Raw genomic sequence first — 12,670 nt, 5'->3', positions numbered from 1 at the left:
CCCAGGAGCCGGGCGCAGGCGGTGACCGTGGCGAGCACCTCGTCCGGTGAGGCCTCGGGGCGGACGGTGAGATCGAAGGGCAGGTAGCCGTCGGCCGCGCCCGACGCGACCTGGCCGGCATAGGCGAGCAGGTCGTGGCCGATGTGCGCCGCCGTTTCCCAGCAACTCCACTCCAGCGAACCCGCTGCCACCGACCAGTCCCGGCCGGTATGGGGACCGAGGACCCGCACCACCTCCGCCGATGCACCCTCGACGTGGCCACCACGCATCCGGTCCGCCTCCTGACGCTCAGAACCCACCGGGAACGCGGACCGATTCGCCGGCCGGAAGCGTGTCGCTGAAGAGGCCGCTGCCCCCGGTGAGCACCAGACCGAAGGGCGTCCCCGAACAGTCAGGGCTGTGGTATACCGACGCAGGCTTGCTGGTGAGGTTGACGACCCTGAAGTGCGTCTCGCCGGTCAGGTGCGGCACATGCACGCACGTGGCTGGCCCACCGAGGAAGGCGCTGGTCTGGGTGCCCAGGGGGATCGAGTTCGCATCGAGCTCCTGGGTCACGAGACTTCCCGTGGCCGCCTGCGCGGGGGCCGAGGCGATGAGACACAGGACGGCGGCGAGGGAAACGAGCGCGGACGGCACGGTGGTTCGCTTCATAACGGGCTCTCTTATGTGAAGGAACGGACCACACACGCACCGACCGACGGCGGGCCGGAGCGGAGGGACGACCGCACTCTAGGTGCGCCTGCGGAAGGCCTGCCAGTCCGCTTACGCCGCTCGGCGGGAGCGCAATGCGGCACGGTCGGCGTGCGGCTTGCCCCAGTGCGCCGGGTCGCACCGGGAGCATGCCGAGCCGTACAGGACCCGGGACTCCGAGGGTGTCGCCAACTTTCGTCCCGTCGACGGCCGACGGCACCAACGGGCAGCTCCAAGGACTTCAGGGACCCGTCTCCCACGACCCCGGGCCCCGTGAAACCCCTGAGTGCCAGCCTCGCCAGAGCGGGCCCGCCAGCAGCGTCAAGACCGCGAGTTACCCGTCGCAGGACGCCGACCGGCGGCCTGCGTAATCGGCGCCCGCACCCTCCCGATATGCAAGGCGCGCCAACTGCACGACGCCCACCACGGCGACATCTGCTGCACAGAGGGTCGGACCTCAAGGGAGCGCAGAGGGCGCCAAGGCACGGCAACACGCAGCACCAGCCACTAGTCGTGGGCACCTCTGTTCTGTCTACGCCGCCTCAGCCAGCGCCTCGAACGACAAGGGCAGCGACAGCTCCGTGTCGAGTGCGAACACCGAGTCCATGACCACACGCAGACGCTGTGGCGCGTCAGGCATCACGTGGGCGTACGTCTGGTAGGTGATTTTGGGATCGCGATGCCCAAGCCATTCGGCCATGTCAGTCACCGGCACCCCTTTGGACAGTCCGGCCGAAGCGAAGAAATGCCTGAGCCAGTGCGGCGTGATCTTCCTGGTGATGCCGACGGCCCTCTTTGCCGTCCGCCAGAGCCTGTCCACCAGCGAGTACATGAGGATGTTGGTGCGGCCCACATTCGAGAACAGGTAGTTGCCCTCGATCCGGTTCAGGCCGGCCTCGACCCGGTAAGTACCGTATGTGTCGATATACTCCCGGATTTTGGCCGCGATCGTGGCCGGAATGCGGGACAGCGCGCCCTTCATCTTGATCACGCCACTTCAAATGGCGGATGCAGTGGGCCCTCCCCCGCCCCTTGGTGGCGGCCCTCTGCCGCCGCGTCCTGGGTTCCTCGTTCTCCCCATCCTGGGTGATCTGCCTGTCGACATAGAGGACCCCGTCCTCGAAATCGATCTGCTGGAGGGACACCGCGCTCGCCTCACCGACACGAAGCCCGCATCCGGCCATCAGCCACACCAGCAGTTGGTACGGCCCCGGAAGGTGCGCGGCCAGCGCGGCGATCTCCTCCAGCGTGGGTAGGTGGATCGTCTTCTTGATCCGCCGCTTGGCTCTCCTCCGGCCAGCCTGTACGTGCTGGCACGGGTTCTTGGTGATGTAGTCGTTGGCAACAGCGAAGCTGAAGACTCCACTGAGGGTCTCATACCGGTTCACGGCCGTGCTCGATTCGTAGCCGCGCTCCTCAACCATCCACCGCAGCCAGGCCGTGAGGTCCTTTGGCTTGACCGCTCCGATCGGCTTGCGCTGAAAGTACGGCTCGATGTGCAGACGGAGGCTGGTCTCATACTGGTAGCGCGTACCGTTGACGCGGTCTCCGGAAGCGATGAACTCCCGGTACACCACGACAAGTGGCGTCATGAAACCAAGCTGTTCTATATCAACAGCGAGATCGCCGCCTGGGTCACCCCGCAGAAGGGCGTGGCCGAGTTCCGGCCTTCCGAGTTCGTCACCTCCACCGACACGCTGTTCCTGCTCAGCAAGGACGGCGGAGGCGGAGCCTCGGCGCTGATCGCGGCGTGCGCGGACAGCGTGATGCGGGCGGCCACCGCCCAGGCAGAACGCGCCTGCGGACGCCTGGACCCCCCGATGCTGGCGATCCTCGACGAAGCCGCCAACGTCTGCAAAATCTCGGACCTCCCCGACCTGTACTCCCACCTCGGCTCACGCGGGATCATCCCGATCACGATCCTGCAGTCCTACCGGCAGGGCCAGAGAGTCTGGGGTGACGCGGACATGGACGCCATGTGGTCCGCCTCCACCGTCAAGGTCATCGGCTCCGGCATCGACGACCCCGACTTCGCCGACAAGCTGTCCCGCCTGATCGGCGACCACGACGTCGAGACGAAGTCCACCAGCATCTCCGACTCGGGCAAGTCCACCAGCATCAGCATGCGGCAGGAACGCATCCTGCCCGCCGACGCGATCCGCGCCCTGCCCAAGGGCACGGCACTGTGCTTCGCCACCGGCCTGCGGGCCGCCATGCTCGACCTGCGCCCCTGGTACCTCGAGCCCGGCGCGAATGAGTTGGCCGCCGCCTCCGCCGCCGCCTCGAATGCGATCACCGCCCGAGCTGTCGCCAAGGCCGCACCGCGCCAGTCCGACTTCGGAACCGCCGCATGAGCGGGCCCCGGCTGCACGTGGCGCCTGTGCGCTCCCGCGATGCGAAGGCCTTCGTGGCCGCCTGGCACCGGCACCATCCGCCGCCGGCGGGCATGGTGTTCGCCGTCGGCGCCGCAGACGAAGCCGGTGTCCTGCGCGCCGTCGCCACCGTCGGCCGGCCCGTCGCCCGGCACCTCGACGACCGGGCGACCCTGGAAGTCACCCGCACCTGCACCGACGGCGCTGCCAACGCAAACTCACTCTTGTACGGGGCCGCGTGGCGGGCGGCGAAAGCCCTCGGCTACCGCAGGTTGATCACGTACATGCAGGACGGGGAGTCCGGTGCCTCGCTGCGCGGGGCGGGATGGCGTGTGATCGCCCACCGCGCGCCCCGCCCCGGCTGGCACATCCCGTCCCGGCCCCGCACCCCGCGCGGCACGGAACACATCGCGCGCACCCTGTGGCAAGCCCCCTGACGCCTCACCGACCACAGCGCCGTCCCGGCCCCCGTACCGAAACCGGAGCACCACCCTGTACGAACCACATGATCTTGACGACCTCGGCCCGTCCGCCGCCGTCGACGCCGTCATCACGGACTCCCGAACGCATCCGATCGTCCCGGGTGCGGCCGGCATGCTCACCGCCGCCCGGCACATCTCCCTCATCAGCCACCTGATCGACCGGTTCAGCGACGACGCCGTACATCGCGCCAAGCAGGCATGCGAGGTCCCCGCCTTGCCCTGGGACCAGGTCGAAGCCCTCACCACCGCCGCTGTCCCCCTCACCCGGACGCTGTCCCACTACACCCAAGCCCTGATCCCGCTCACCGCGCTGACCAGACCCGGCCAGCCCCAGAGCATGCGGTCCGTCCTGCACCGCATCGAACTCCAGAGCACGCTGCACACCCACCTGGCCGCCGCTCACCGGGCTCTGGCCGAAACCCGAACGGCACTGGGCAAGCCGGGCCCCAACACCCCGCCACCAGCGCCACCCGCTTGTTGAGCGACGCTGAAATTCCCGACAGGCGCGGCATCCAGGGTGCCGAAGAGCGAGAGTGGAATCGCCCCGCTGGTCTGGTCCCAGCGGGGCGATCGCCGGCGAGGTGTCGCGTCGGTCGGCAAGGTGTCGGGGGTCAGTGAGCTGTCTGGCGCTGCCGCCGTCACCGGTTGGATGGCGCTGTGATCCATTCGTCTACTGTGCTGATCGTCATCGGTGGCGTCGTTTGTGTCTGTGGGGGGTCATGAGAGTGAGAGTCAGTCCAGGAGTGCGGTTCTGGGGGAACGCTGCCGGTTGCGTCTTCTATGCGGTACTCAGCGTCGCTTCCGTGACTGAGCCTGTCCTCGAAGGTGCATGGCGGTGGTTCGTCTTGATCGGCCTTGTGCTGGGGTTTCTGAGTTCGTGGCGGGGGGCCAGGCTGGCGAGGCGGGAGAGACTCCTCGCCGAGTGAGGGAAGTCCGAACACATCCGCACCGTGAACATCGGTCCGTGCAGGGCATCGCCGGTCCACAACTCGTTCGGGGCGTCAGCCTCGAAGCGTCCGAACACCGCGGGCGCAACAGGGGGAGCGATGGGCTCCGCCGCGGTGACGCCCGGCTGGACTCGAACATCGAAGACCGCGTCCAAGTAGAGGCCCGTCCCATCCTCCTGAAGCACCTCGCCCGGGCCCTCATCCGTGCAGAATCTCCAGCTGAAGGCACACACCTCATTGCGTTGCATCGCATCGGCCTCGGCCTCGGCCTCGGCCCAGAGTTCCGTGATCCCGGAAGTCACGGCGGCTGAGCTGACCCGCCAGGTGGTGGTCGAACCATCGAAGGGTGTAGCCCTTCCGGAGGAAAGGGCTACAGCCACCGGCGAAGGGCATTAACCCACCAACGCTGTGCGAGCGGCGCTCTGGCCCAGAGGGTTAGGGAATACGGGGTTGTCGGGCCTCAGCGTCCGGCGATCCGGGCAGTGGGTGTCTTCCCGTCTGAGACCGACCGGATGCGCTGCTCAAGGACACGCGCCCATGCCTCGGCCGTTGGCGCGGGACCGGAACGAGGCGCCTCGATCTTAACTTCTACCCCGCTCACATACATGGTGACGTAGGAGTAGTTTTCATAGTTAAAGCTGATGCTTCCATCACCGATGCGGGAGTCGACAGGGTTGAGGCAATCGATCTCTGCTCGGCTCGCCCGCAGGTTTTCCTGGGCCAGAGCGACACGATGTGCCAGCGTGAGCGACCTATCCATCGCTATTTCGCCAGTGGTGAGAACACCGAGATCGATATGGGCACCTTGATCATCTCCATCTCCTGCGGAGGTGTTCACATGGTACGAGGCGCCGTGGGGAGGAAGCTGTATCCCCCTCTCATGGAAGCACAGCCCCAGTTGGCGCCCCCTGTAGGCATCCAAGTCACCTTTCCAAGGAAGGTCGTAGTCATCCTTCCGTAGATTCCAGCCGGGAGGGAGCTCATCCGCTTTCGGTAGCGCCGCTTCCAGACCCGAGTGGGTGAGGACACCGCCGACTGTCAGGGCCGTCTCGTCACCCAACAGCGTGGTCGAGGTCGTGGTCGGTGCCAAAGCCGTTCCCTGCGGCTGCACAGAATGGTCGGGCTTTGCGCCCGTGCAGCCCCCAATCACGCCAACCGTGACCATGGCCAGGCCTAAGACCGATATGCGCTTGCCCCGCCTCATGGATGCCCCCTGTCCTCAACCTGCCGGCGGCCCTCACGATAGGTCCACGCTGTGGGAAAGAGAAAGGGTGCGGCTCTTCTCTAGTGAAGATCAGGCTCAGGCCCTCAGGCCGCATGTTGGCTGTTCCGGGTCGCCCGACTTCCCACCCGCCGCGCGGCGGTCAGAGCGAACTGGCCGGGCTGGTCCTCTACCAGCCATCCCGCTCCACCAGTCGCTTCAGCTTCCCTCGCGTTCCCTTGATCTTCGCGGTCACGTGGGCAGGCCGATCCTGGGCACGATCTGCTTCGCCCGCTTCGCCCGCATCGGCTTCGCGGCGTGCCCGACGAGCTCGACGAGCTCGACGAGCTCGACGAGCTCGACGAGCTCGACGACGTCCCTGTACAGATCAGGCAACGCCTCCACCGACAGCCCCTCCCGCCAGCTCGCCGCCACGACCGCCCCCACCGCCCGCGCCTCGGGTTCCACCGCCTCCCGCTCACCCTCAAGCCACGCGGTCAGCTCCGCGATCTGAGCCTCGCGCCTCTCCAGTGGGACGGGCTGCCGCCTTTCGCGCCTCCAACTCCTCAGTCAACGAACTCCGTCAGCGCCGCCGCCTCCACCCACACGGTAGAGACCCGACCACACCGCCATCACCCCCAACGGTGTTCACCCTGCTCACACACCCTCAACCACCCCGGGAGGACGCTCCCTCCCCCAGACGAAAGGTCACGAACCTGTCTCGATTCTCAATAACTTGCCCGTTCCACGGCAACGCGCAGTGGCGGCACATCCGCGACACTTCGCCTGCGGAATGGGACGACGTGGTGAAGTTCGATGAGGCGATCCGGGCGGGTAACGCTCGCGCGAACGCTAGCGGAAACCGGCTCCTCGGGAAGGCATTCCTCCACCGTTCCCGCGTCCCGCTCGGCGAAGCCCCGATCGACCACGTCACGGCCGCGGAGTGGGCCGCCCAGCAGGCCCAGGCCGCTGAGGCGGATCTGGAGGAGCTGGAACAGGGCGTGTAGAGCGGGTGCTCGCCCTGGTCCTGCCGCGGGTCCGAAGTGGAGCCGGTGCAGGACGGCTTCGGGCTTGCCTCGTGACCGTCTCCCCGCCGTTGGTTCTGGATCTGTTCGCGGGTCCGGGGGGCTGGAGCCACCCTCTGAAGGTGTTCGGGATACGCGAGGTCGGGCTCGAGTGGGACGAGTGGGCGTGTCGGACGCGGGCGGCTGCCGGGCAGCTGACGATCCGCACCGACGTGGCCCTGTATCCGGCCCGGCCGCTGGTGGGACGGACCTGGGGCTTTTTGGCGTCGCCGCCATGTCAGGCATGGTCGATGGCCGGCAAGCGGCTCGGGCTGGTCGACCAGCCCTTGGTCCACCAGGCCGTCGCCGACCTCGCCGCCGGCCGCGACACCCGCGTACAGCTGCTGACCGCCTGCAAGGACGCGCGTTCCCTGCCGGCCGCCGAGCCGATGCGCTATCTCCACGCCCTCCACTCGGTCGGCGAGCCGGAGTGGATCGCATTGGAGGAAGTCCCCGACGTGCTCCCCCTGTGGCGCCAGTACGCGGTCATCCTGCGCACTTGGGGGTTCTCGGTGTGGACCGGGATCCTCAACGCCGCCGACTACGGCGTACCCCAGACCCGGCGCCGGGCGATTCTGCTCGCCTCCCGCGTCCGCACCGCCGAACCGCCGACACCCACACACGCCCAGGCCGCGGAACCAGACTCGCTGTTCGGGCCGGGCCGCGCGTGCGGAGCAACTCCTTGGCTGCGGTCCGCGCCTGGGTGGTCAGTGGCGTCAACCGGCCCGAACGACGATGTGCGCGCTCGACATTGGCACAGAGCATGAGGCGGGACAGACGACCGGAGCGGGTTTCGAGAACGTCGACGAACTCGGTGAGTACCCGCTCGGCGAGCGCCGACACGGCCAGGGATGCCGACCACAGGCACGCAGAGTCATAGCCGACCGGGGCCGCCCCCCAGCTCTCCCAGTCCAGCAGGATGAACTCCGGGGCCGTGACGTTGGCCCAGCCGAGGTCACCGTGCGAGCACGCCCAGTCCGTAACCGTGGTGTCCAGCTCGTCGCCGAAGACCTCCCGGACGCGGGCGGTGAGGTGCTCCTGCCGCAGGCACACCCGCTCCGTGTCATGCCCGGCCAGCCCGGCCAGGGCGTATCGCCGGCCGGTCCGCGGGCGGCGAGCTGCTCGCCGTACACGTCACACGCAGCGACGGGCTCGCCGCGGGGGTCTCACACGCCGCGCTGGTGGACTTCGCGACGGCGGAGAACGCCACCCAGCTCATCCTGGGTACGAGCCGCCGCCGTCGGCTGGAACGTTTCCTCACCGGCCGGGGAATCGGTGAGACCGTCGTGGCGCTGTCCGAGGACATCGACGTCCACATGGTCACGCACGAGCGGGCGGGCCGCGGCAGGCTGCTGCCCTCGCGCCGGCGCACGCTCCCCACCTCCCGGCTCGTCGCCGGACCGGTCGCCGGCGTACTGCTCCCCGTACTGCTCACCCTCGCCCTCGACCGTGCGCGCGGCACGCTGAACCTCACCAGCGAGGCCCTGCTCTTCCTGGTGGCCGTGGTGGGCGTGGCCTGCATCGGCGGAGTGGCCTCCGCCCTGATCGCGGCCCTGACCGCCGCGCTGCTCCTGAACTACTGGTTCATGCCGCCCGTCGGCGAGTTCACCATGAGCGACCCCGACAGCGTGCTGGCCCTGGCGGTCTTCGCCGTCGTCGCGGCCACCGTCGCCGCGGCCGCGGACAGGTCCCTACGGCTCTCCCGCCGCGCCGCCCGGGCCACGGCAGAGGCGGAGACGATGTCCTCGCTGGCCGGCAGCATCGTACGCGGCGACCAGACGATTCCGGCACTGCTGGAACGTACGCGGGAGACCTTCGGAATGGACAGCGTCGAACTGGCCGCGGCCGCCCGCTGCCCTCATCCGAGCGGCGTGTCCTGGCGGCCTTCGCCGCGCACGTGGGCGCCGCGGTGGAGCGGGCCCGGCTGGCCGAGGCCGCCGCCGAGGTCGAACCCATCAAGGCGGCGGACCGGTTGCGCACGGCCCTGCTGCGCGCCGTCAGCCACGACCTGCGGACCCCGTTGGCGGGGGCGCTGGCCGCGGTCAGCTCGCTGCGCACTCCGGACGTCGACTTCTCCGAGGAGGACCGCGCGGAACTGCTGGCCTCCGCCGAGGTCTCCCTGAACCGGCTGAACAGCCTGGTGGAGAACCTGCTCGACCTCAGCCGCCTGCAGGCCGGCGCCCTCACCCTGGAACTGCGGGCCACCACCCTCGAAGAAGTCCTGCCGGCCGCCCTGGACTCGCTGGACCTCCGTTCCGCGCCCGGGCCCGCCGTCGACGTACAGAACCTGGATACGGTACCCGCGCCGCAAGCCGATCCGCCCCTGCTCGAACGGGTGCTGGCCAACCTCGTCGGCAACGCCGTCCGCCACGCTCCCGCGGACCGCCCCGTGCTCGTGACGGCCAGCTCACTGTCAGGCCGGGTCGAGATCCGGATCGCCGACCGCGGCCCCGGCATCGACCCCGCCGACCGTGAGCGCGCCTTCGAGCCGTTCCAGCGCCTCGGCGACCGCGACAACACCGCCGGCCTCGGCCTCGGCCTCGCCCTGGCCCGGGGCCTCACCGAGGCCATGAACGGCACGCTCACGCCCGAGGACACCCCCGGCGGAGGCCTGACCATGGTCCTCTCCCTGCCCGCCGCTCCCGACCCGGCCTCCTGAGGCCGGAAACCCGCACGCCGGGGGTGGAGCTTCCTCATCGGTGATCTAGCCTCATTGATCCGATGGACATCCGATCACCATGGAGGTCTCGTGTCGTTCGATGACGAATGGGCGGAGCTGAAGGCAGCCGCGGCCGAGAGGCAGGTGTCGATGCGGCTCAATCAGCTCGATCCGGGAGGCCGCGGCGGTCCAGGGCCGCAGGGGGATCTGGAGATCGACCATCAGGATCTGGCGGCGATCGGGGACGCGGCGTTCAGACTCCGCCAGCGGCTCGGCACTGACGGCGACCACGCCAAGGCCAGCACCCACGAGGCGGCCGCCTCCTTGAAGAAGGACTTCGCCTTGGGCGCCGCGCTGTCGACGCTCGCGGACAAGTGGCACGACCAGGTAGGCACGCTGCTGGACGCCTGCGCACACATATCCAACCACCTCGACTACACGAAGAACGCCCACGCCGGAGACGAGCACTGGCTCGCCACCCAGTTCAAGTTCGCCCAGTTAAACCAGGGCTTCGAGGAGAGGGCACAGCACTGATGGACCTGGACGCACTGCGCTTCGCGGACTTCTCCAAGCTGTCCACCGCAGTGGCCGACTGGACGGCCATGGCCACCAAGCTGTGGGAGCTCGAATCCGATGCCCGCGGCGATATGGGCGGGAAGGCCGCAAAGGCCAACTGGGCGGGGGTGAACGCCACCGTGACGAGGGAGTTCATCGGCAAGACGGCCAAGGAGTTCGCCGACGCCGCCACCGAAGCCACGAGCATCGGAAACATCCTTCGCGACACCCACGGCGAACTCGTCGGCTACAAGGCTCGGCTGAACGAGGCGATCTCGCGGGCTTTGGAGAAGAACCTCACCGCCGTGGGGACCGGGGACGGCGGTTTCACCGTCACGGTGAACGTCCACCCCGACCGCGCCGCCAAGGGCCACACGGTCCCCGAGCACACCGAGGCCGACGCGACCGCCTTCCGGGACGAGGTCCAGCGCATCCTTCAAGGCGCCACCGAGAGCGACACGACGGCCGCCCAGGCCCTGACCATGCTGGTCGACCAGACCCCGTACGGTTTCTCGGACGCCGCCTACTACGACCGCGACCGCGCGGCGGACGCGATGAAGGACGCCGACCGGATCGCGAAACTCCTCAAGACCAGGGGGGACGACTTGACCCCCGAGGAGTTCGACAAGCTCAACTCCGACCTGGCCAGGTACAAGGACGACCGGCTCTTCCAGGAGAAGCTCGCCACCACCATCGGCCCGCGCGGCCTCCTGGACTTCTGGGCGGACCTCGCCGACCCCTCGGACGGCGGCACCCTCCAGCGCTCCCGCCACGACAAGCTCGGCGACTTCCAGCACAACCTCTCCCTCACCCTGGCCGGCGCCACCCAGTCCGACAGCCCCGCCATGCGCACCTGGGAGAAGGACATGGTGCGGCTGGGCGAGGAGCGGATCCAGACCAGGGGCAGCCAGGTGTACGGCTACCAGATCATGAGCAACCTCATGCGCAACGGCGACTGGGACGACCGCTTCCTCAACGACTACGGCAACGCGCTGGTAGCCACCGAGAAGAAGGCGAAGCTCCCCGCCGGCTACTGGAACGGCGGCATCCCGCCGGTACCGAAGATGAACTTCACCGGCGAGGACTTCGGCCGCGACCCCATGACCGGCTTCATGAAGGCCCTGGCCGGCAGCCCGCACGCCGCGACCGAGTTCTTCAACACCACCCGGCCCACCGACAACGCCCAGCACGTCCTCGGCGACCGGCGGACCTTCGACGACACGCCCCTCGACAGCAAGGACGGCAACACGGCCTGGGACGCCACCGGCGCCGCCCTGGTCGCCGCGGCGACGGGCGTCGACCCGAACAGCGCCACCCGCCCCGATGACCTGTCCCACGAACACCGCCAGGTCCTGGACCGCTCCCTGAAGTACCTGTCCGAGCGCGGCGACGACTTCCCATCCGAGATGCGCGACGACATGGCCAAGATCCTCTCCACGCACAGCGACGTCGTCCACCACTCCGCCAGCTCGCTCGCCGATGACGAGAACGACCCCCGTCTTCTGGACCGCAGGCAACTGCTGGAGGTGAGCAAGCAGGTCTCCCGCAGCCAAGACGCCTACGGCATGCTCAACGAGGCCATGAACCACGAGATGATCAAGGACATCCACGCGGATCACCCGAGCGACCCGAAGGAGACCCTGCTCCGGTCGGGTGCGACAGTGGGTTTCCTGGAGGAGGCCCGCTACGAGGCCCTCAAGACGGACAAGGACGACGCGTCCTGGAACGCCAAGTGGCTCTACCACGGCTTCGGCGGAGCCGCGAACTTCATCCCCGTCGTCGGCGATGCCGCCCAGCGAGGGATCGATGCCCTCGCCTACCAGTGGCAGCTCGACGAACAGGCGCGGATCAACGCCGAGACCACGCGTCAGAACGGAGAGACCTTCACGGCCCGGGAACGACAGCTCCAGGCACTCGCCGACGAATGGGCGAAGGTCAACCCCAGCGGCGGCAACAGCCGCTACGTGCTCACCTCCGAGATCAACGGGGCGGCCTTCGACGGAAACCAGAAGGCCCAAGGCCTGGCAGGTGACCAGTGAACCCCCGCCGAACCGCCCTCCTCCCCCTACTGCTGCTCCTGCTCCTGCTCACCGGTGCGACGAGCTGCGCTCAGGGCCAGGCGTACGCGGTACCCGGCGATGTCTGCGGCGTCGAGGTGCGGCCGTCTTTGCTGGAGCCGCTGCTGCCGCCCGGTGAATCCCTCCACCAGGGAAAGACGTACGAGGACGGTGGAGACATCACCGGCTGCGCAATGGAGGTCGACAAGCGGCGCGAACTCACCTTCCAGGCGAGTCTGGTGCCCGCCGATGTCGACCCGCTCGAAGTCAAGCGCAGCAACCTGCTGCGCTCCGGGAATCCGCAGAAGGCCGCGATAGGCAGCGACGCACGGATCGCCGACAGCGCGGCGATGGCGTACGACGAGTGCACCTACAAAGGCGAGCAACGCCGCTACGTGGTCGAGGTATGGGTGGACAAGAGCCCACCCGACGTTGATCGGCGCCGCCAGGACCTCGCCCGTTTCATCGCGGCCTACCTCCCGGCGGCCCTGAAGGCGGCGGGCTGCGCTCCCTGACGCATGTCCCACCGCGAGGCGCGGACGCCAGAGTACGACCACTCCTGGCCGGCGTCTTCGAGCAGCCCGCCAGGCCGCTGACGGCGACGGGGTTCCCGTCTGGCGGGGACCCCGTCAAAGTCTCGTAG

At 68.6% G+C, this 12,670-nt stretch carries 9 protein-coding genes and 6 pseudogenes; 9 read left to right on the top strand and 6 right to left on the bottom strand.

The annotated features are described in order from the left end of the window. The 4 genes and pseudogenes from ACQKM2_RS26630 to ACQKM2_RS26615 all read right to left on the bottom strand — a co-directional run. Positions 1–269, bottom strand: a pseudogene (locus tag ACQKM2_RS26630) (hypothetical protein); the annotation flags it as partial. Positions 270–288: 19 nt separating this feature from the next. After that, positions 289–651: a hypothetical protein gene (locus ACQKM2_RS26625; RefSeq protein ID WP_427714074.1), complete on the bottom strand. Its 363-nt coding sequence runs from the start codon at positions 649–651 to the stop codon at positions 289–291. Between the two features lie 571 nt (positions 652–1,222). Next, positions 1,223–1,672, bottom strand: coding sequence for a tyrosine-type recombinase/integrase (locus ACQKM2_RS26620; protein ID WP_427714084.1), 450 nt, complete (start codon positions 1,670–1,672; stop codon positions 1,223–1,225). Between the two features lie 379 nt (positions 1,673–2,051). Continuing rightward, positions 2,052–2,282: pseudogene (locus tag ACQKM2_RS26615) on the bottom strand (hypothetical protein); the annotation flags it as partial. An 18-nt stretch (positions 2,283–2,300) separates the two neighbouring features. Here ACQKM2_RS26615 and ACQKM2_RS26610 point away from each other — a divergent pair. From ACQKM2_RS26610 to ACQKM2_RS26600, 3 genes and pseudogenes are all read left to right on the top strand, one after another. Then, positions 2,301–3,044: pseudogene (locus ACQKM2_RS26610) on the top strand (type IV secretory system conjugative DNA transfer family protein); the annotation flags it as partial. Continuing rightward, a complete protein-coding gene (locus ACQKM2_RS26605; protein WP_427714071.1) occupies positions 3,041–3,499 on the top strand; it encodes an XF1762 family protein in 459 nt (152 codons plus the stop codon). The pseudogene ACQKM2_RS26610 and the gene ACQKM2_RS26605, both read left to right, overlap by 4 nt. A gap of 157 nt (positions 3,500–3,656) precedes the next feature. Next, a complete protein-coding gene (locus ACQKM2_RS26600; RefSeq protein WP_427714068.1) occupies positions 3,657–4,025 on the top strand; it encodes a hypothetical protein in 369 nt (122 codons plus the stop codon). Positions 4,026–4,951: 926 nt separating this feature from the next. Here ACQKM2_RS26600 and ACQKM2_RS26595 read toward each other — a convergent pair. Next, the gene (locus ACQKM2_RS26595) at positions 4,952–5,695 is read right to left on the bottom strand and encodes a hypothetical protein (RefSeq protein WP_427714066.1); all 744 of its coding nucleotides are present in this window, start codon (positions 5,693–5,695) and stop codon (positions 4,952–4,954) included. Between the two features lie 249 nt (positions 5,696–5,944). Beyond that, complete coding sequence (locus tag ACQKM2_RS26590; RefSeq protein WP_427714064.1) at positions 5,945–6,160, bottom strand: hypothetical protein; 216 nt, start codon at positions 6,158–6,160, stop codon at positions 5,945–5,947. Positions 6,161–6,429: 269 nt separating this feature from the next. Here ACQKM2_RS26590 and ACQKM2_RS26585 point away from each other — a divergent pair. The 6 genes and pseudogenes from ACQKM2_RS26585 to ACQKM2_RS26560 form a co-directional block, all read left to right on the top strand. After that, a pseudogene (locus ACQKM2_RS26585) lies at positions 6,430–6,774 on the top strand (hypothetical protein); the annotation flags it as partial. A gap of 14 nt (positions 6,775–6,788) precedes the next feature. Next, a pseudogene (locus ACQKM2_RS26580) lies at positions 6,789–7,463 on the top strand (DNA cytosine methyltransferase); the annotation flags it as partial. 372 nt (positions 7,464–7,835) lie between these two features. Beyond that, positions 7,836–9,415: pseudogene (locus ACQKM2_RS26575) on the top strand (ATP-binding protein); the annotation flags it as partial. Positions 9,416–9,505: 90 nt separating this feature from the next. After that, a complete protein-coding gene (locus tag ACQKM2_RS26570; RefSeq protein ID WP_427714061.1) occupies positions 9,506–9,949 on the top strand; it encodes a hypothetical protein in 444 nt (147 codons plus the stop codon). Further along, positions 9,949–12,009 carry a hypothetical protein gene (locus tag ACQKM2_RS26565; protein ID WP_427714060.1) on the top strand — a complete coding sequence of 687 codons (2,061 nt, stop codon included), beginning with the start codon at positions 9,949–9,951 and terminating at the stop codon, positions 12,007–12,009. Before ACQKM2_RS26570 ends, ACQKM2_RS26565 begins: the two co-directional genes overlap by 1 nt. Continuing rightward, positions 12,006–12,542, top strand: coding sequence for a hypothetical protein (locus ACQKM2_RS26560; RefSeq protein WP_427714058.1), 537 nt, complete (start codon positions 12,006–12,008; stop codon positions 12,540–12,542). Before ACQKM2_RS26565 ends, ACQKM2_RS26560 begins: the two co-directional genes overlap by 4 nt. The last annotated feature ends 128 nt before the right edge of the window (positions 12,543–12,670 follow it).

Source organism: Streptomyces sp. NPDC004126, assembly GCF_050275515.1.
Classification (GTDB): domain Bacteria; phylum Actinomycetota; class Actinomycetes; order Streptomycetales; family Streptomycetaceae; genus Streptomyces.
The sequence above is the reverse complement of the archived record's forward strand: the minus strand, read 5'-3'. Positions and strand labels throughout refer to the sequence as shown.